The sequence below is a fragment of the Quadrisphaera sp. KR29 genome (genome assembly GCF_052644995.1).
The window spans coordinates 131,405-149,860 of sequence record NZ_JBQXXG010000005.1 but is presented as its reverse complement, the minus strand read 5'-3'; the positions used below and the strand labels follow the sequence as shown (position 1 = coordinate 149,860).

Here is an 18,456-nt window from a genome sequence, read left to right as displayed (position 1 = left end):
TGTGGGTGCTGCGCGGCATCGGCAACGACCCCGGCTGGCTGGTGGCCGCTGGCGGCCGGCTGCTGCTGGTCGCCGAGCACGCCGACGGGCCCGCCTTCGACGTCGGCCTCGGGGAGCTCACCGACGTGCAGTGGCCGTGGTGGTGGTTCGGCGGCGGCTTCAGGGCCACCGTCGGCGGTACCCGCTACAAGGTCACCTTCGTGCGGCCCAACGGGGCGCCGGGGCCCGACCGGGGGCGTCACCCGGCTCGACGGGGTGCTCGTCGCGCAGACGGGGCACGGCCTGTCGGGACTAGTCGACGTCGCCGAGGGCCGCGCGCAGGCGAGGGCCTGGAGGCAGGTGCTGCCCGGCTGAGGCGGCGAGCACGGCGTCCGCCCCGTCGGACGCCGTGCTTACGCTGGACGGGTGACGAACCCCGCCTCCTACCGCCCGAAGCCGGGGGAGGTGCCCGACTCCCCGGGCGTCTACAGGTTCCGCGACCCGCAGGGGCGCGTGGTGTACGTCGGCAAGGCGAAGAGCCTGCGGCAGCGGCTGGCCAACTACTTCCAGCCGCTGCACGCGCTGCACCCCCGCACCGCCACGATGGTCACCACCGCGGCCAGCGTGGAGTGGACCGTGGTGGGCACCGAGGTCGAGGCCCTCCAGCTGGAGTACTCCTGGATCAAGGAGTTCGACCCCCGCTTCAACGTCAAGTACCGCGACGACAAGTCCTACCCCTACCTCGCGGTGACCATGGGCGAGGAGTTCCCGCGGGTGCAGGTGCTGCGCGGCGCCAAGCGCAAGGGCACCCGCTACTTCGGGCCCTACGCCCACGCCTGGGCCATCCGCGAGACGGTCGACCTGCTGCTGCGCGTCTTCCCCGTGCGCACCTGCTCGGCGGGCGTGTTCAAGCGCGCCGGGCAGGTGGGCCGCCCCTGCCTGCTCGGGTACATCGACAAGTGCTCCGCGCCCTGCGTCGGCAAGATCTCCCCGGAGGACCACCGGGCGCTGGCCCAGGAGTTCGCCGACTTCATGGGCGGGGCCACCGCCAAGTACGTGCGTCGGGTCGAGGCGCAGATGCGCGAGGCCGCCGCCGAGATGGACTTCGAGCGGGCGGCGCGGCTCCGCGACGACGCCGGCGCGCTGCGCAAGGCCCTCGAGAAGAGCGCCGTGGTGCTGCCCGACGCCACCGACGCCGACGTCTTCGCCCTCGCCGAGGACGAGCTCGAGGCGGCCGTGCAGGTCTTCCACGTCCGCGGCGGCCGCGTGCGCGGCCAGCGCGGCTGGGTGGTGGAGAAGGTCGAGGACCTCACCACCGCCGACCTCGTCCAGCACCTGCTGCAGCAGGTCTACGGCGGGTCGGCCGAGCTGGACGACGACGACGACGGCAGCGCCCGCGCCGCCGAGGCCGGCGAGCAGCCCCCGCGCGAGGTGCTCGTGCCGGTGGAGCCCACTGACCCCGAGCAGACCGCCGCCTGGCTGACGCGGCTGCGGGGCTCGCGGGTGGAGGTCCGGGTGCCGCAGCGCGGTGACAAGCGCGCGCTGCTGGAGACCGTCGAGCGCAACGCCACCGGCGCGCTGAACCTGCACAAGACCCGCCGCGGCGGCGACCTCACCACCCGCTCCCTGGCGCTGCAGGAGCTGCAGGAGGCCCTCGGCCTGGACGAGGCGCCGCTGCGCATCGAGTGCTACGACGTGTCCCACCTGCAGGGCAGCGAGGTGGTCGCCTCCATGGTCGTGTTCGAGGACGGCCTGCCCCGCAAGAGCGAGTACCGCCGCTTCGCCGTGCGCGGCGAGGGCCCCGACGGGCGCACCGACGACCTCGCCTCGATGAACGAGGTGCTCACGCGGCGCTTCCGCCGCCACGTGGCCGACGCCGCCCGCGACGGCGAGCTCGACGACCAGGTCGCGCCGGCCAGCGGGCCGGTGAGCGGGGAGGTGCAGCCCGGCATCGACCCCGCCACCGGGCGCGCGCGCCGCTTCGCCTACGCCCCGCAGCTGGTCGTCGTCGACGGAGGCCAGCCGCAGGTGGAGGCCGCAGCCGCCGCGCTCGCGGAGCTCGGCGTCACCGACGTCGCCCTGTGCGGCCTGGCCAAGCGCCTGGAGGAGGTGTGGCTGCCCGGGGAGGACCACCCGGTGGTCCTGCCGCGCACGAGCGAGGGCCTCTACCTGCTGCAGCGCCTGCGCGACGAGGCCCACCGCTTCGCGATCAGCTACCACCGCTCCAAGCGCAGCAAGGCGATGACCACCAGCGCCCTGGACGGCGTCCCCGGCCTCGGCCCGGCCCGCCGGCAGGCCCTCATGACGAGGTTCGGCTCGCTGAAGGCGCTGCGCGCTGCCACCGCGGAGGAGGTCGCCGCGGTGCCGGGGATGGGCCCGGCCACCGCCGCCGCCGTGGTCGCCGCGCTCGCGGGCGACGCGCCGGCCCCGGCCCTCGACACGGCCACCGGGGAGCTCGTCGACTGACCGCGATGGGCCAGGATGGCCCGGTGAGCGCGCCGCCCGAGCAGCCCGAGCACCCCCAGGCCGAGCCCCCTGCGACCGAGCCCTCCCAGCCCGAGCACGACCTGCTGGTCATCACCGGCCTGTCCGGCGCCGGCAGGTCGACCACGGCCCACGTCCTGGAGGACCTCGGCTGGTACGTGGTCGACAACCTGCCGCCGCAGATGCTGGGCCCGCTGGCCCAGCTCGCGGCGCAGGCCTCCGGCGCGGTGCCCAAGGTGGCGGTGGTGCTCGACGTGCGGGGGCGCGGCTTCTCCGCCGACCTCGCCGCCGCCCTCGCCGAGGTGCGGGTGCGCCGCAGCATCCTGTTCCTGGAGGCCAGCGACGCCGTCCTGGTCCGCCGCTTCGAGTCCGTGCGCCGCCCCCACCCGCTGCAGGAGGAGGGGCGCATCCTGGACGGCATCGAGACCGAGCGGGAGCTGCTGCGCGACCTGCGCGCCGCCGCCGACGTCGTCATCGACACCTCCGACCTCAACGTCCACCAGCTCGCCGCCTCGGTGACCCGCGCCTTCGGGGAGGCCGAGGCCACCCGGCTGCGCCTGACGCTGCTCTCCTTCGGCTTCAAGTACGGGCTGCCCACCGACGCCGACCACGTCGTCGACGTGAGGTTCCTGCCCAACCCGCACTGGGTGCCCGAGCTGCGGCCGCTGACCGGCCGCGACGACCCGGTCAGCAGCTACGTGCTCGGGCAGGACGGCGCCGAGGAGTTCCTCGACAGGTACGCCGCGGCGCTGCAGCCGGTGATCGCCGGCTACCAGCGCGAGCACCGCCGCTACGCGACCGTGGCCATCGGCTGCACCGGCGGCAAGCACCGGTCGGTGGCCATGACCGAGGCGCTGACGGCGCGCCTGCAGGCGCTGGCCGACGAGCGCGCCGACGGCGAGCACCCCGGCCCCGTCCTGCGGGTCGCCCACCGCGACCTGGGCCGCGAGTGAGGCGCGCGTGAGGCCGGGCGCCGTCCCCGGCGGCGGGCTGGCGGGCGGCCCGGGGCCCGGGACGGGCCCGGCGGTGGTCGCCTGCGGCGGGGGCCACGGGCTCGCGGCGTCGCTGCAGGCGCTGCGGCACCTGTCCGACAGGATCACCGCGGTCGTCACCGTCGCCGACGACGGCGGGTCCAGCGGCCGCCTGCGCGCCGAGCTGGGGACCCTGCCGCCCGGCGACCTGCGCATGGCGCTGGCGGCGCTGTGCGACGACACCGAGTGGGGCCGCACCTGGCGCGACGTGCTGCAGCACCGCTTCACCGGCGACGGCCCGCTGGCCGGCCACGCCGTCGGCAACCTCCTCATCGCCGCGCTGTGGCAGCGCCTGGGCGACACCGTCGAGGGCCTCGACCTCGTGGGGCGCCTGCTCGGGGCCCGCGGCCGGGTCCTGCCGATGTCGTCGGTGCCGCTCTCGATCGAGGCCGACGTCAGGGTGCGCGCCACCCGGTCGGCGCCCGGGCGCCTGGAGGTGGTGCGCGGGCAGAAGGCGGTGGCCACGACGCGCGGCACGGTGGAGGAGGTGCGCCTGGTGCCCGTCGACCCGCCGGCGCGCCCGGAGGTGGTCCAGGCCGTGCGCGCCGCCGACTGGGTGGTGCTGGGGCCCGGCAGCTGGTTCACCAGCGTCATGCCCCACCTGCTGGTGCCCGACCTGGCCGCGGCCCTGCGCGAGACCCGCGCGCGGCGCTGCCTGGTGCTCAACCTCGTCAGCGAGCGCGGGGAGACCAGCGGGCTGAGCCCCGCCGCCCACGTGCGGGCGCTGACCGCCCACGCGCGCGGGCTGCGCTTCGACGTGGTGCTGGCCGACCCCAGCGCCGTGGAGGACGTGGAGGAGCTGGCGGCCGCCGCGGAGGACGCCGGGGCTCGCCTGGTGCTGCGCCAGGTGCGGCGCGGGCGCACGGCCGAGCACGACCCGCTGCGCCTGGCCGCCGCGATGCGCGACGTGCTGGAGGGCTCCTGGGGCGACGTCGCCTGAGGGCCTGACTGGTCACCCCGACCTAGTCACAACGGTGGAATTCGGCGAGTCGTCCCCCCGGGCGTGTCGCGGTGGCACCATGAAGCGCATGGAGACGGCATGGCACTGACGGCACAGGTGAAGGACGAGCTGAGCCGTCTTCCGGTGCAGCGCTCCTGCTGCCGCAAGGCGGAGGTCTCCGCCCTGCTGCGCTTCGCGGGAGGGCTGCACATCATCGCCGGGCGCGTGGTGGTGGAGGCCGAGCTGGACACCGGCGCCGCGGCGCGCCGGCTGCGCCGCGACCTCGCCGACGTCTACCGCGCCGCCAGCGAGGTGCTGGTCGTGGCCGGCGGCGGGCTGCGGCGCGGGTCCCGCTACGTCGTCCGGGTGGTCCACAACGCCGAGTCGCTGGCCCACCAGACGGGCCTGCTCGACCAGCGCGGCCGCCCCGTGCGCGGCCTGCCGCCCCAGGTGGTGGCCGGCGCCGTCTGCGACGCCGAGGCCGCCTGGCGCGGCGCCTTCCTCGCCCACGGCTCCCTCACCGAGCCGGGCCGCTCCTCCGCGATGGAGATCACCTGCCCCGGCCCCGAGGCCGCCCTGGCGCTGGTGGGCGCCGCCCGCCGCCTGGACGTGCAGGCCAAGGCCCGCGACGTGCGCGGCACCGACCGCGTGGTGGTCCGCGACGGCGAGGCCATCGGTGACCTGCTCACCCACCTGGGCGCCCACGGCGCGAAGCTGGTGTGGGAGGAGAGGCGGATGAGGCGCGAGGTGCGCGCCACCGCCAACCGCCTGGCCAACTTCGACGACGCCAACCTGCGCCGGTCGGCGCGGGCGGCGGTGGCCGCCGGCTCCCGCGTGGAGCGCGCGCTGGAGATCCTCGGCGAGGAGGTGCCCGAGCACCTGCGCACCGCCGGCGCGCTGCGCCTGGCGCACAAGCAGGCCTCCCTGGAGGAGCTGGGAGCGCTCGCCGACCCGCCGATGAGCAAGGACGCCGTGGCCGGGCGGATCCGCCGGCTGCTGGCGATGGCCGACCGCAGGGCCGCCGAGCTGGGCGTCCCGGGCACCGAGGCCAACCTGACCCCGGACATGCTCGACGCCTGAGGTGCCCTAGGGTCGGGGGCGACCCCTGCCACTCCTACCAGGAGGCGCTCTGTGACCATCCGCGTGGGCATCAACGGCTTCGGCCGCATCGGCCGCAACTTCTTCCGCGCCGTCCAGGCGTCGGGCGCTGACGTCGAGGTCGTCGGCGTCAACGACCTCACCGACAACGCGACCCTCGCGCACCTGCTCGCCTACGACTCGGTGCTCGGCCGCCTCGAGGGCGTGACCACCTCCGGCGACGAGATCGCCGTGGGCGGCAAGAGCTTCAAGGCGCTCGCGGTGCGCAACCCCGCGGAGCTGCCCTGGGGCGACCTCGGCGCGGACGTCGTCGTGGAGTCCACGGGCATCTTCACCGACGCGACCAAGGCCAGGGCGCACATCGACGGCGGCGCCAAGAAGGTCATCATCTCCGCCCCGGCGAAGAACGAGGACATCACGGTCGTCATGGGCGTGAACGACGGCGACTACGACGCCGCCGCCCACCAGATCATCTCCAACGCCTCCTGCACCACCAACTGCCTCGCCCCCATGGCCAAGGCCATCGACGACGAGTTCGGCATCGTGCGCGGCCTCATGACCACGGTGCACGCCTACACGCAGGACCAGAACCTGCAGGACGGCCCGCACTCCGACCTGCGCCGCGCCCGCGCCGCCGCCATCAACATCGTCCCCACCTCCACCGGTGCGGCGAAGGCGATCGGCCTGGTCCTCCCGCAGCTCAAGGGCAAGCTCGACGGCTACGCCCTGCGCGTGCCGGTCCCGACCGGCTCGGCCACCGACCTCACCGTCACCGTCGGCCGCGAGACCTCCGTGGAGGAGGTCAACGCCGCGGTGAAGGCCGCCGCCGAGGGCGCCATGAAGGGCTACCTCAAGTACACGACCGACCCGATCGTGTCCTCCGACATCGTCACCGACCCCTCCTCCTGCATCTTCGACTCCGGCCTGACGAAGGTCATCGGGGACCAGGTCAAGGTCGTCGGCTGGTACGACAACGAGTGGGGCTACTCCAACCGCCTCGTCGACCTGGTGAAGCTCGTCGGGGCCTGAGCCCCGCCGAGAGAGCATGGCGCTCACCTCGCTCGACGACCTGGTGGCCGCGCAGGGTGACCTGCGCGGCCGCCGGGTGCTGGTCCGCTCCGACCTCAACGTGCCGCTCGACGGCACCACCATCACCGACGACGGGCGCGTCCGCGCCTCCGTGCCCACGTGGCAGCGCCTGCTCGACGCGGGCGCCCGCGTCGTCGTCGTCGCCCACCTCGGCCGCCCGAAGGGCGCCCCGGAGGCGAAGTACTCCCTGGCCCCCGTGGCCGAGCGGGTGCGCGAGCTGCTGCCGTCCACCACGGTCCGCTTCGCGGGCGTGACGGTCGGCGGCGAGGCGCAGGAGGCCGCCGACGCCCTCGGCGACGGCGAGCTGCTGCTCGTGGAGAACCTCCGCTTCAACGCCGGCGAGACGAGCAAGGACGACGCCGAGCGCGCCGCCTTCGCCCGCGAGCTCGCCGCGCTCGTGGGGGGCGCCGACGGGCCTGCCGCCGGTCTCTACGTGTCCGACGGCTTCGGCGTGGTGCACCGCAAGCAGGCGAGCGTGTACGACGTCGCCCAGCTGCTGCCGCACGCCGCGGGCGGTCTCGTCGAGGCCGAGACCGCGGTGCTGCAGCGCCTCACCACCGACCCGGCCCGGCCCTACGCCGTGGTGCTGGGCGGCGCGAAGGTCTCCGACAAGCTCGCGGTCATCGAGAACCTCCTCGGCACCGCCGACCGGCTCCTCGTCGGCGGCGGCATGGTCTTCACCTTCCTCGCGGCCCAGGGCCACGAGGTCGGGAAGTCCCTGCTCGAGGCCGACCAGGTCGAGACCGTCAGGGGGTACCTCGCGACCGCCGCGGAGCGCGGCGTGGAGGTCGTCCTGCCGGTCGACGTCGTCGCAGCGACGGCCTTCTCCGCCGACGCCGACCACGAGGTCGTCCCGGCCGACGCCATCCCGGCCGACCGGATGGGCCTGGACATCGGCCCGGAGAGCGCGAGGCTCTTCGCCGAGAGGCTCGCCGACACCCGCACGGTGTTCTGGAACGGGCCGATGGGCGCGTTCGAGATGGCGCCGTACGCCGAGGGCACCCGCGAGCTGGCGAAGGCCCTCGCGGAGGTCACCCGCGCCGGCGGCCTCACCGTGGTCGGGGGCGGCGACTCCGCCGCCGCGGTCCGCTCGCTCGGCTTCGCCGACGACGACTTCGGGCACATCTCCACCGGTGGCGGCGCCAGCCTGGAGTACCTCGAGGGCAAGACCCTCCCCGGGCTGTCCGTCCTGTCCTGACGGGCGGCGCTCCCGACCCGCACCACCCGCGCCCCCGGGCGCACCGGCTCCCCGCCCGCACCGCCCGACGCGTGCGGGCGGGGAGCCTTCCGCACGCACCCAGCCCGTCCCGCACCGTCCCGCACCGTCCCGCCCTCACCGACCCCTGGAGGACACCGTGGCCCGCACCCCGCTCATGGCCGGCAACTGGAAGATGAACGTCGACCACGTGCAGGCCACGGCGCTCGTGCAGCGCCTCGCCTGGACGCTGCGCGACGCCAAGCACGACCCGGCCGCCGTCGAGGCCGTCGTCATCCCGCCCTTCACCGACCTGCGCTCGGTGCAGACCCTCATCGAGGGCGACAAGCTCGAGCTGGGCCTGGGCGCCCAGGACGTCTCCGCGCACGAGCCCGGCGCCCGCACCGGCGAGGTCGCCGCCTCCATGCTCGCGCGCCTGGGGGTGCAGTACGTGGTGGTCGGCCACTCCGAGCGCCGCCAGTTCCACGGCGAGGACGACGCGCTGGTGGCCGCCAAGGCCGCCAAGGTGCTCGAGCACGGCATGACCCCGATCGTCTGCCTCGGCGAGCAGCTGGAGGTCCGCGAGGCCGGCGAGCACGTCGCCGACTGCGTCGGCCAGCTCGACGGGTCCCTGGCCGGCATCTCCGCCGAGGACCTGGTCAGGGTCGTCGTCGCCTACGAGCCGGTGTGGGCCATCGGCACCGGCAAGGTCGCCACCCCCGAGGACGCGCAGGAGGTCTGCGCCGCCCTGCGCGCGCGCCTGGCCGAGCAGCACGGCGCCGAGGTCGCCGACGCGGTCCGCGTCCTGTACGGCGGCTCGGTGAAGGCCTCCAACGTCGCCGCCATCATGGCCGGGGAGGACGTCGACGGCGCCCTGGTCGGCGGCGCGAGCCTGGACGCCGGCGAGTTCGCGGGCATCGTCACGGGCGGGGCGGCGTCCTGAGCGCCAGCACCCCGGCCGGGGCCGGTGCCCGGCGCGCCGGTCGCGTGATGGCGGTCACCCCGGCGCCCACCAGCAAGTACCCTGGTCGGCTGTGACAGTCCTGCGGATCGTGCTCCAGGTGATGCTGGCGCTGACGAGCCTCTTCCTGACGCTGCTGATCCTCCTGCACAAGGGCAAGGGCGGCGGGCTGTCGGACATGTTCGGCGGCGGCATGTCCGCCAGCGTCGGCAGCTCCGGCGTGGCCGAGCGCAACCTCAACCGCATCACCGTGGCCAACGCCGTCCTGTGGGCGGCGGTCGTCGTCGCGCTCGGGCTCGTCGAGCGCTTCGACCCCAGCGGTTCCTGAGCACCCCACTCCTGCAGACGAAGGGATCACCGTGGCAGGTGGCAACGCGATCCGAGGCAGCCGGGTCGGCGCCGGTCCGATGGGCGAGGCGGAGCGCGGCGACGCCGCGCCCCGGCGCCGCGTCTCCTACTGGTGCGCCAACGCGCACGAGACGCAGCCGAGCTTCGCCTACGACTCCGGCTCGGAGGTCCCCGAGACCTGGGACTGCCCGCGCTGCGGGCTCCCCGCCGGCCAGGACCGGGCCAACCCGCCCCAGCCGCCCAAGACCGAGCCGTACAAGACGCACCTCGCGTACGTGAAGGAGCGCCGCTCCGAGAGCGACGGCGAGGCGATCCTGGAGGCCGCCCTCGCCAAGCACCGCGCCAAGCGCGGCGTCTGACCGGCACAGGTCCCGCCACGCGGAGGGGCTCCCGGGACGGTCCGATCGGACCGTCCCGGGAGCCCCTCCGCGCGTCGTGCGGGGGTCAGACCGTCCGCTGCGCCAGGTAGTGCTCGATGAGCGCCCGCGTGGAGGGGTCCTGCGCCTGCAGCGCCTCGTCGTCGCCGGTGAGCGCCGGGGCGATCTCCTGGGCGAGCTTCTTGCCCAGCTCCACCCCCCACTGGTCGAAGCTGTCGATGCCCCACACGGTGCCCTCGACGAAGGTGACGTGCTCGTACAGCGCGATGAGCTGGCCGAGCACGGACGGCGTCAGCGACGGCGCCATGATCGACGTGGTGGGCCGGTTGCCGCTGAAGACCCGGGCCGGCACGACGTCCTCCGCGGTGCCCTCGGCGCGGACCTCCTCGGCGGTCTTGCCGAACGCCAGCGCCTTCGTCTGGGCGAAGAAGTTGGCCATGAACAGCGCGTGGACGTCGACGTCGCCGTCCCGCAGCGGGTGCGCGGGGTCGGCGAAGGCGATGAAGTCGGCCGGGACCACCCGCGTGCCCTGGTGGATGAGCTGGTAGAAGGCGTGCTGGCCGTTGGTGCCGGGCTCGCCCCAGAACACCTCGCCGGTCTGGGTGGTCACCGGTGAGCCGTCCCAGCGCACGGACTTGCCGTTGGACTCCATCGTCAGCTGCTGCAGGTAGGCGGGGAAGCGGTGCAGGTGCTGGCTGTACGGCAGCACCGCGTGCGTGTGGGCGCCGACGAAGTTGACGTACCAGACGTTGAGCAGGCCCAGGAGCACCGGCACGTTCGTCGCGAGGGGCTCGGTGCGCACGTGCTCGTCGACGGCGTGGAACCCGGCGAGGAAGTCCCTGAACCCCTCCGGGCCGATGGCCACCGCCAGGGACGTGCCGATGGCCGAGTCCACGGAGTAGCGCCCGCCGACCCAGTCCCAGAAGCCGAACGCGTTGTCCGGGTCGATGCCGAAGTCGGCGACCTTGTCCAGCGCGGTGGAGACGGCCACGAAGTGCTTCGCGACGGCGTCGCGGCGCGCGTCGTCGTCGTCCTCCAGGGCACCGGCGGCGGCCAGCCGCTCCCACAGCCACGCCCGGGCCAGGCGCGCGTTGGTCAGCGTCTCCAGCGTCCCGAAGGTCTTGGACGCGACGATGAACAGCGTCGTGGCCGGGTCGAGGTCGGCGACGGTCTCGGCGAGGTCGGTGGGGTCGATGTTGGAGATGAACCGCACCTCCAGGTCGGGGTGCCGGTGGGCCGCCAGCGCCTCGTAGGCCATGACGGGCCCGAGGTCGGACCCGCCGATGCCGATGTTGACGACGGTGCGGATCCGCTGCCCGGTGACGCCCGTCCAGGCGCCGGAGCGCACGGCGTCCGCGAAGGCGAAGACCTTCGACAGGACCGCCTGGACGTCGGCGTCCACGTCCTGCCCGTCGACCACCAGCGGCGGCTCCGCGTGCGGGGGGCGGCGCAGCGCCGTGTGCAGGACGGCGCGGTCCTCGGTGGCGTTGATGCGCTCGCCGGCGAACATCGCCTGCAGCCGCTCGGGCACGCGGACCTGCTCGGCGAGCTCCACCAGCAGCGACAGCGTGGTGTCCGTGACGAGGTTCTTGGACAGGTCCACGTGGAGGTCCGCGACGTCGAGGGTGAGCCGGCGGGCGCGCCCGGGGTCGTCGGAGAACCAGCCGCGCAGGTCCGGGACCAGCTCGGCGTGGTGGGCCTCGAGGTGGGCCCACGCGGACGTGGTGGTCGGGTCCACGGGAGGGGTGCTCACGCAGGAGACGCTAGGGCAGGCCGGTGGCCCCGTCGCGCCCAGGCCGCGGCCCCCCCCGCGGGCGCGGCGTCACAGCCGGCCCGCGGCCTCCCGGTCGAGCAGCCACAGGGTGCGTGCGGTGCCGCTGACCAGGCTCGCGGGCAGCGCGCCGGGGCCCGCGAGGGCCTCGGCGACGGCGTCGGCCTTGTCGGCGCCGCCGACCACGAGCCAGACCTCCTCCGCCGACGCGATGACCGGGACGGTCAGCGACAGGCGCGTGGGCGGCGGCTTGGGGGCCTCGCGCACCGCGACCACCTCGCGGCCGACCTCCTGGCCCTGCTCCAGCGACGGGTGGCCGGGGAACAGGCTGGCGACGTGCCCGTCCGGCCCCACGCCCAGCAGCAGCACGTCCAGCACCGGCACCGCCCCGCCGACGCCCTCGGCGCGCGCGGCCGCGGCCAGCTCGGCGGCGTAGCGGGCCGCCGCGGCGTCGGCGTCGTCCCCGTCGGGCCCGTCGCTGGCGGGCATGACGTGCACCCCCTCCGGGCGCAGGCCCTGCGGGGCGAGGGCGTCCAGCAGGGCCTCGCGCGCCTGCACGGCGTTGCGGTCGCCGTCGTCGGCGGGCACGAAGCGCTCGTCGCCCCACCACAGGTCCACCCGCGACCAGTCGACGGCGCGGGACGCGGGGGAGGAGGCCACCTCGCGCAGCACCTGCGTGCCCACCGTGCCGCCGGTGAGCACCACGGACGCGCGCCCGCGGCGCACCTGGGCGTCCAGCACGCGCACCAGCAGGCGGGCGGCGACCGCTGCGGCGAGGGAGTCCTTGTCGGGGTGGACGACCACCTCGGCGGCCGACCGGGACCCGTAGCTGCTCATGAGGCGTCCTCTCCGACGGTCGGCTTCTCCGGCGGCGGGTCGGCCGCCGCGATGGCCGCGGCGCGGGCGTGCGCGGCGGCGTCCAGCTCGGCGCCGTGGCGCAGCTGCTCGGCCACGTCCGGGCCGCGCCCGCTGGAGCGGGCCTCGGACAGCTCCAGGTGCCCCTCGGACCCGGCGTCCAGCGCGGCCAGGCCCTCGGTGAGCACGCGCCCGTAGACGTCGTCGGGGTCCAGGCGGCGCAGCTCCTCGGCCAGGCAGTCCCGGTTGGAGCGCCGCGGCAGCGCCAGGCGCCGCTCGGGCTGGCCGGGCTGGGTGAGGGTGGCCACCTTGCCGTCCGGACGGGCCAGCTCCACGACGCCGGAGGGGCGCTCCAGGCGCACCCCCACGATGCCGCCGCCGGTGGGCCCGCTGACCCGGGTGACCGGGCAGCGCAGCGCCAGGGCCAGCCACGCGGCCAGCAGCTCGGTGCTGGGGCTGTCGATGGCGCCGGTCACGGTGGCGGAGGTGACCAGGTCGGCGGGCACCTGGTCCAGGGCCGCGGCCAGCAGGCCCCGCCACAGGGTGAGGCGCGACCACGCGAAGTCGGTGTCCCCCGGCACGTGGTGGGCCGCCAGCCGGTGCAGGGTGGCCACCGGGTCGGCGCACCCGGCGGCGTCGGTGATGCGCCGCTGGGCCATCGCCCCGATCGGGTCGGAGGCCGGGTGGTCGGGCGCCTCGCCGGGCCACCACGCCACCACGGGCGCGTCGGGCAGCAGCAGGGGGATGACGGTGGAGGCGCCGTGGGCGGTGAGCGGCCCGTAGCTGCGCAGCACGATGACCTCGCTGGCCCCGGCGTCGCCGCCCACCCGGATCTGCCCGTCCAGGCGGGACGTGCCCCGCTCGTCGGCGGCGGCCAGCACCACGATGCGGCAGGGGTGCTCGCGGCTAGCGTCGTTGGCGGCCTCGATGGCCGTCTCGGCGTGCTCGTCGTCGGTGGGCACCACGAGGGTCAGCACGCGGCCCAGGGCCACGGCGCCCCCCGAGTCGCGCAGGTCCACGAGCTTCTTGGCGATGGCCGCGGTGGAGGTGCGCGGCATGTCGACGATCATCGGTCCGTCCTCACGGCCGCCTCCAGGTCCTGCCGGTGCGCGCGAGCATCTGCGCGGCCTGCTCCGGGCCCCACGACCCCGACGGGTACGGAGGCGGCTGGCCCTGCGCGGCCCAGTGCTCGATGACCGGGTCGAGGATGCGCCAGCTCAGCTCGACCTCCTCGTGGCGGGGGAACAGCGGCGGGTCGCCCAGCAGCACGTCGAGGATGAGCCGCTCGTAGGCCTCGGGGGAGGACTCGGTGAAGGAGTGCCCGTACCCGAAGTCCATCGTGACGTCGCGGACCTCCATCTGCGTACCGGGCACCTTGGAGCCGAAGCGCAGGGTGACGCCCTCGTCGGGCTGCACCCGCACCACGAGCGCGTTCTGGCCGAGCTCCTCGGTGGCGGTGGACTCGAAGGGCAGGTGCGGCGCCCTCTTGAAGACCACCGCGATCTCGGTGACGCGCCGGCCCAGCCGCTTGCCGGCGCGCAGGTAGAACGGCACCCCGGCCCAGCGGCGGGTGTCGACCTCCAGGGTGACGGCGGCGTAGGTCTCGGTGGTGGAGTCCGGCGGGATGCCGTCCTCCTCCAGGTAGCCCTTGACCGGCTCGCTGCCCTGCCAGCCCGGGGCGTACTGGCCGCGGGCGGTGTTGGCGTCGAGGTCGGCCGGCAGGCGCACCGCGGAGAGCACCTTCTCCTTCTCCGCGCGCAGGTCGCGGGCGTCGAAGGAGACCGGCTCCTCCATGGCCGTGAGGGCGAGCAGCTGGAGCAGGTGGTTCTGGATGACGTCACGGGCCGCGCCGATGCCGTCGTAGTAGCCGGCGCGGCCGCCGATGCCGATGTCCTCGGCCATGGTGATCTGCACGTGGTCGACGTGGTTGGAGTTCCACAGCGGCTCGAACATCTGGTTGGCGAAGCGCAGCGCCAGGAGGTTCTGCACCGTCTCCTTGCCCAGGTAGTGGTCGATGCGGAACACCGAGTCCTGGGGGAAGACGCTGCCGACCACGGCGTTGAGCTCGCGCGCGCTGGTGAGGTCCCGGCCGAAGGGCTTCTCGATGACCACCCGGCGCCAGGAGCCCTCCACGGGGTCGGTGAGGCCCGAGGCCGCCAGCTGCTGGCACACCAGCGGGAAGGCGCCCGGGGGGATGGACAGGTAGAAGGCGTGGTTGCCCCCGGTGCCGCGCTGGGCGTCGAGCTCGCGCACCACCTCGGCGAGCTGGGTGAACGCCGCGGCGTCGCCGAACTCCCCGGGCACGAAGCGGAAGCCCTCCGCCAGGTGCGCCCACACCTCCTCGCGGAACGGCGTGCGGGAGTGCTCGCGCACCGAGTCGTAGACGATGCGCCCGAAGTCCTGCTCGGCCCAGTCGCGGCGGGCGAAGCCGACCAGGGAGAACCCCGGCGGCAGCAGCCCGCGGTTGGCCAGGTCGTAGATGGCGGGCATGAGCTTCTTGCGGGCGAGGTCGCCCGTGACCCCGAACATGACCATGCCGCAGGGGCCGGCGATCCGGGAGAGCCGCTTGTCGCGGGGGTCGCGCAGCGGGTTCTGCGCGACCCCCTCGCCCAGGTCGGGGCGCAGCAGGGACATCAGGGCACCACCACGGGCGAGCTCACCCCGTCGAGCCGGGACGGGCTCGTCACTCGTCGCCGCTGCCGCCGGCCTGGGCGGCGGCGCGCTCGAGCTCGTCGCGGACGGACTCGCCCAGCTCGGTCCAGGACTTCTCGAACTTGTCGACGCCCTCGGTCTCGAGGTCCTCGACGACCTTCGTGTAGGAGATGCCCAGGCGCTCCAGCCCGTCCATGACCTGCTCGGCCTCGGCGTAGGTGCCGCGCACGGTGTCGCCGGTGACCTCGCCGTGGTCGGCGAAGGCCTCCAGGGTGGTGCCCGGCATGGTGTTGACCACGCCGTCGGTGACGAGCTCGGAGACGTAGAGGGTGTCCGGGTAGGCCGGGTCCTTCACGCCGGTGGAGGCCCACAGCGGGCGCTGCACCTGGGCGCCGGCCTCGGCGAGCACCTGCCAGCGCGGGGAGGAGAAGACCTCCTCGTAGGCCTGGAAGGCCAGGCGGGCGTTGGCCAGGGCCGCCTTGCCGCGCAGCGCCCGCGCCTCGTCGGTGCCGATCGCGTCCAGCTGCGGGTCGATGGCGGTGTCGACGCGCGAGACGAAGAAGCTGGCGACCGAGGCGATCCCGGTCAGGTCCAGGCCCTTCTCGCGGGCCTGCTCCAGGCCGGTGAGGAAGGCGTTCATCACCGCCCGGTAGCGGTCGAGGGAGAAGATGAGCGTGACGTTGACGCTGATGCCCTCGGAGATCGCTGCGGTGATGGCCGGCAGGCCCTCCACCGTGGCGGGGATCTTGATGTAGAGGTTGGGGCGGTCCACCGCGGCCCAGAGCCTGCGGGCCGACTCGGCGGTGCCGTGGGTGTCGCGCGCCAGGCGCGGGTCGACCTCCAGGGAGACCCGGCCGTCGCCCTTGCCGCCGGTGCGGTCGTGCACCGGGCGCAGCACGTCGCAGGCCTCGCGCACGTCGCGGGTGGTGATCTGGAAGACCGCCTCGTCGACGTCGGCTCCCGAGGCCGCCAGCTCGCGGACCTGCTCCTCGTAGCGGTCGCCCTTCTTGAGCGCCGTCGCGAAGATCGTCGGGTTGCTCGTCACGCCGACGACGCTCTGCTGCTCGACGTGCTCGGCCAGGCGGCCGGTCTGCACGAGCTCGCGCGAGAGGTCGTCGAGCCACACCGCGACGCCGGCCTGCGAGAGGGCGGCGAGGTTGGCGTTGGTCATGGGAACGCTCCTGGGTCTGTCGGGGAGGGGGGCGCGGGCCGGCGCCGGACCGGCGGGCGGGCCCCCGGTCCGGGCCGCGCGGCCCGAACCGGGGGCGGTGGCTCAGCGGTCGCCGGTGCCACCGGTGGGGGAGGAGGAGCCGCTCACCGAGCCGGGGCTGTCGCCGCCGGCCGCGGCCCGCAGGGACTCGTGGGCCTTCTCGACGACGTTCTCGGCGGTGAAGCCGAACTCCTGCATGAGGCGCGCGCCGTCGGCGGAGGCGCCGAAGTGCTCCAGGGAGACGGTGCGGCCGGCGTCGCCGACCACGTCGCGCCACCCGGCGGCCACGCCGGCCTCCACGGAGACCCGCGCCCTCACCGAGGGGGGCAGCACGGAGGCGCGGTAGGCGTCGTCCTGCTCGGCGAACCACTCCCGGCACGGCATGGACACCACGCGGGTGCCGATGCCCTGGGCCTGCAGCTGCTCGCGGGCGGCCACGGCCACCTGGACCTCCGAGCCGGTGGCGACGAGGACGACCTGCAGGTCGCCCTCGGCGTCGACCAGCACGTAGCCGCCGCGCAGCGTGCCCTCGGCGGCGCCGAAGCCGCCCTCGCCGCGCTCGAAGACCGGCAGGTTCTGCCGGGACAGCACCAGGCCGGTCGGGCTCTTCGTGTGCTCCAGCGCCCCGCGCCACGCGTAGGCGGTCTCGTTGGCGTCGGCCGGGCGGACCACCGCCAGGCCCGGGATGAGGCGCAGCGCCGAGACGTGCTCGACCGGCTGGTGGGTGGGGCCGTCCTCGCCCAGGCCGATGGAGTCGTGCGTCCACACGAAGATCGACGGGATCTGCATCAGCGCCGCCAGGCGCACCGAGGGGCGCATGTAGTCGCTGAAGGTGAGGAACGTGCCCCCGTAGGCGCGGGTCCCGCCGTGGAGCACGATGCCGTTGATGGCCGCGCCCATGGCGTGCTCGCGGATGCCGAAGTGCAGCGTGCGGCCGTAGGGGCCGCCCTTCCACATCGGGGTCTGGCGCGAGCTGGGCAGGAAGGAGGGCTCGCCCTCCATGGTCGTGTTGTTGGACTCCGCCAGGTCGGCCGAGCCGCCCCACAGCTCCGGCAGCACACCGGCCAGGCCGGACAGGACCTCGCCGGAGGCCTTGCGGGTGGAGACGTCCTTGCCCGCCGGGAAGGACTTCAGCGCGTCCGTCCAGCCCTGCGGGAGCTCGCGGCGCTTCAGGCGGTCCAGCAGCGCGGCGCGCTCGGGGTTCGCCTCGCGCCACGCGGCGAAGCGGGCGTCCCAGCCGTCCGCGCCGCCGCGGACCTCCTGCGCCCGGGCCGCCAGGCCGCGGGTGCGCTCGAGCACCTCGTCGTCGACGGCGAAGGTCTTCTCCGGGTCGAGCCCGAGGGCCGCCTTGAGGCCCTTGACGGCCTCGTCGCCCAGGGCGGAGCCGTGCGACTTGCCCGTGTTCTGCAGCTTGGGGGTGGGCCAGGCGATGATCGTGCGCAGCACGACGAAGCTGGGCCGGGTCGTCTCGGCCCTCGCGGCCTGCAGCGCGTCCCACAGGGCCTGCACGTCCTCGCGGTAGCCCTCGCCGTCGGCGTGGGAGCCGCCGCGGGTCCAGTCCACGGTCTGCACGTGCCAGCCGTACGCCTCGTACCGCTTGGCGACGTCCTCGGTGAAGGCGATGTCCGTCTGGTCCTCGATGGAGATCGAGTTCTGGTCGTAGACGACCGTGAGGTTGCCGAGCTCCTGGGTCCCGGCCAGGGAGCTGGCCTCGCCGGAGATCCCCTCCTCCAGGTCGCCGTCGGAGGCGATGGCGACCACGTGGTGGTCGAAGACCGACTCACCGGGGGCGGCGTCGGGGTCCAGCAGGCCGCGCTCGCGGCGGGCCGCCATCGCCATGCCGACCGCGTTGGCGACGCCCTGGCCCAGCGGGCCGGTGGTCACCTCCACGCCCTTGGTGTGCTGGTACTCCGGGTGCCCCGGGGTCTTGGAGCCCCACGTGCGCAGCGCCTGCAGGTCCTCCAGCTCCAGGCCGAAACCGCCCAGGTAGAGCTGGATGTACTGCGTCAGCGCCGAGTGGCCGGCGGACAGGACGAACCTGTCGCGGCCGTCCCACGTGGTGTCGGCCGGGTCGTGCCGGAGGAGCTTCTGGTAGAGCAGGTACGCCAGCGGGGCCAGGGAGATGGCCGTGCCGGGGTGGCCGTTGCCGACCTTCTGCACCGCGTCGGCGGCGAGGGCGCGCACCGTGTCCACGGCGCGCTGGTCGACCTCGTCCCACGTGAGCTGGCCTGTGGCGCCCGTCGGTGCGCTGGTCTGCGTCTGGGTCACTGAGCTGTCCTTCCCTCCGCGCGGCGCGGGAGGGGGCCGCCGCGCGCGTGTCGTCCAGTGGTGCGGCTCTGCTGTCCCTGTGAGCCTACTCACCGGCGCCCCGGCCGCCAGGCGTCGGCCTGCCACCCGGGTGGTGGTGGGGCCGTACAGTGGGCCCGTCCGCCCCCTGAGGACCGCCGCGCCCTGCCCGGGAGCCGG

General features: G+C 74.9%; 15 protein-coding genes. 9 read left to right on the top strand and 6 right to left on the bottom strand.

The annotated features are described in order from the left end of the window. The first annotated feature begins 405 nt into the window (after window positions 1-405). The 9 genes from uvrC to ACUN9U_RS06440 all read left to right on the top strand — a co-directional run bounded on the left by uvrC (window position 406) and on the right by ACUN9U_RS06440 (window position 9,484). Window positions 406-2,445 carry an excinuclease ABC subunit UvrC gene (uvrC, locus tag ACUN9U_RS06480; protein WP_445484106.1) on the top strand — a complete coding sequence of 680 codons (2,040 nt, stop codon included), beginning with the start codon at window positions 406-408 and terminating at the stop codon, window positions 2,443-2,445. A 23-nt stretch (window positions 2,446-2,468) separates the two neighbouring features. Further along, window positions 2,469-3,416, top strand: coding sequence for an RNase adapter RapZ (gene rapZ, locus ACUN9U_RS06475; protein WP_445484105.1), 948 nt, complete (start codon window positions 2,469-2,471; stop codon window positions 3,414-3,416). 7 nt (window positions 3,417-3,423) lie between these two features. After that, on the top strand, window positions 3,424-4,434 hold the full coding sequence (locus ACUN9U_RS06470; protein WP_445484104.1) for a gluconeogenesis factor YvcK family protein: 1,011 nt from the start codon (window positions 3,424-3,426) through the stop codon (window positions 4,432-4,434). A gap of 99 nt (window positions 4,435-4,533) precedes the next feature. Continuing rightward, window positions 4,534-5,514 carry a DNA-binding protein WhiA gene (whiA, locus tag ACUN9U_RS06465; protein WP_445484103.1) on the top strand — a complete coding sequence of 327 codons (981 nt, stop codon included), beginning with the start codon at window positions 4,534-4,536 and terminating at the stop codon, window positions 5,512-5,514. Between the two features lie 51 nt (window positions 5,515-5,565). Continuing rightward, window positions 5,566-6,561, top strand: coding sequence for a type I glyceraldehyde-3-phosphate dehydrogenase (gap, locus tag ACUN9U_RS06460; protein ID WP_445484102.1), 996 nt, complete (start codon window positions 5,566-5,568; stop codon window positions 6,559-6,561). A gap of 16 nt (window positions 6,562-6,577) precedes the next feature. Continuing rightward, entirely contained in the window at window positions 6,578-7,819 is a 1,242-nt protein-coding gene (locus ACUN9U_RS06455; RefSeq protein WP_445484101.1) for a phosphoglycerate kinase, read from the top strand. Between the two features lie 175 nt (window positions 7,820-7,994). Then, window positions 7,995-8,759 (top strand): triose-phosphate isomerase, encoded by a 765-nt coding sequence (tpiA, locus tag ACUN9U_RS06450; protein ID WP_445484183.1) that lies wholly within the window; start codon window positions 7,995-7,997, stop codon window positions 8,757-8,759. A gap of 91 nt (window positions 8,760-8,850) precedes the next feature. Next, window positions 8,851-9,105, top strand: coding sequence for a preprotein translocase subunit SecG (secG, locus tag ACUN9U_RS06445; protein WP_445484100.1), 255 nt, complete (start codon window positions 8,851-8,853; stop codon window positions 9,103-9,105). Between the two features lie 31 nt (window positions 9,106-9,136). After that, window positions 9,137-9,484: an RNA polymerase-binding protein RbpA gene (locus ACUN9U_RS06440; protein WP_445484099.1), complete on the top strand. Its 348-nt coding sequence runs from the start codon at window positions 9,137-9,139 to the stop codon at window positions 9,482-9,484. An 85-nt stretch (window positions 9,485-9,569) separates the two neighbouring features. Here the strand turns inward: ACUN9U_RS06440 and pgi are convergent, their stop codons facing one another. The 6 genes from pgi to tkt all read right to left on the bottom strand — a co-directional run bounded on the left by pgi (window position 9,570) and on the right by tkt (window position 18,258). Then, on the bottom strand, window positions 9,570-11,255 hold the full coding sequence (gene pgi / locus ACUN9U_RS06435) for a glucose-6-phosphate isomerase (RefSeq protein ID WP_445484098.1): 1,686 nt from the start codon (window positions 11,253-11,255) through the stop codon (window positions 9,570-9,572). A 69-nt stretch (window positions 11,256-11,324) separates the two neighbouring features. Then, on the bottom strand, window positions 11,325-12,110 hold the full coding sequence (gene pgl, locus ACUN9U_RS06430; RefSeq protein WP_445484097.1) for a 6-phosphogluconolactonase: 786 nt from the start codon (window positions 12,108-12,110) through the stop codon (window positions 11,325-11,327). Further along, a complete protein-coding gene (locus ACUN9U_RS06425; RefSeq protein ID WP_445484096.1) occupies window positions 12,107-13,198 on the bottom strand; it encodes a glucose-6-phosphate dehydrogenase assembly protein OpcA in 1,092 nt (363 codons plus the stop codon). The genes pgl and ACUN9U_RS06425 overlap by 4 nt, the downstream gene beginning before the upstream one ends. A 10-nt stretch (window positions 13,199-13,208) precedes the next feature. Beyond that, complete coding sequence (gene zwf / locus ACUN9U_RS06420; protein ID WP_445484095.1) at window positions 13,209-14,762, bottom strand: glucose-6-phosphate dehydrogenase; 1,554 nt, start codon at window positions 14,760-14,762, stop codon at window positions 13,209-13,211. A gap of 49 nt (window positions 14,763-14,811) precedes the next feature. Beyond that, entirely contained in the window at window positions 14,812-15,951 is a 1,140-nt protein-coding gene (tal, locus tag ACUN9U_RS06415) for a transaldolase (protein ID WP_445484094.1), read from the bottom strand. A gap of 102 nt (window positions 15,952-16,053) precedes the next feature. Next, window positions 16,054-18,258 (bottom strand): transketolase, encoded by a 2,205-nt coding sequence (gene tkt, locus ACUN9U_RS06410; protein WP_445484093.1) that lies wholly within the window; start codon window positions 18,256-18,258, stop codon window positions 16,054-16,056. Window positions 18,259-18,456: the final 198 nt, after the last annotated feature.

Excerpts from the sequence above, each read along its gene's own strand:
- ACUN9U_RS06425 (WP_445484096.1), bottom strand. The coding sequence starts at position 13,198 with ATGATCGTCGACATGCCGCGCACCTCCACCGCGGCCATCGCCAAGAAG.
- tpiA (WP_445484183.1), top strand. The coding sequence starts at position 7,995 with ATGGCCGGCAACTGGAAGATGAACGTCGACCACGTGCAGGCCACGGCG.
- ACUN9U_RS06455 (WP_445484101.1), top strand. The coding sequence starts at position 6,578 with ATGGCGCTCACCTCGCTCGACGACCTGGTGGCCGCGCAGGGTGACCTG.
- pgl (WP_445484097.1), bottom strand. The coding sequence starts at position 12,110 with ATGAGCAGCTACGGGTCCCGGTCGGCCGCCGAGGTGGTCGTCCACCCC.
- tal (WP_445484094.1), bottom strand. The coding sequence starts at position 15,951 with ATGACCAACGCCAACCTCGCCGCCCTCTCGCAGGCCGGCGTCGCGGTG.
- whiA (WP_445484103.1), top strand. The coding sequence starts at position 4,534 with ATGGCACTGACGGCACAGGTGAAGGACGAGCTGAGCCGTCTTCCGGTG.
- zwf (WP_445484095.1), bottom strand. The coding sequence starts at position 14,762 with ATGTCCCTGCTGCGCCCCGACCTGGGCGAGGGGGTCGCGCAGAACCCG.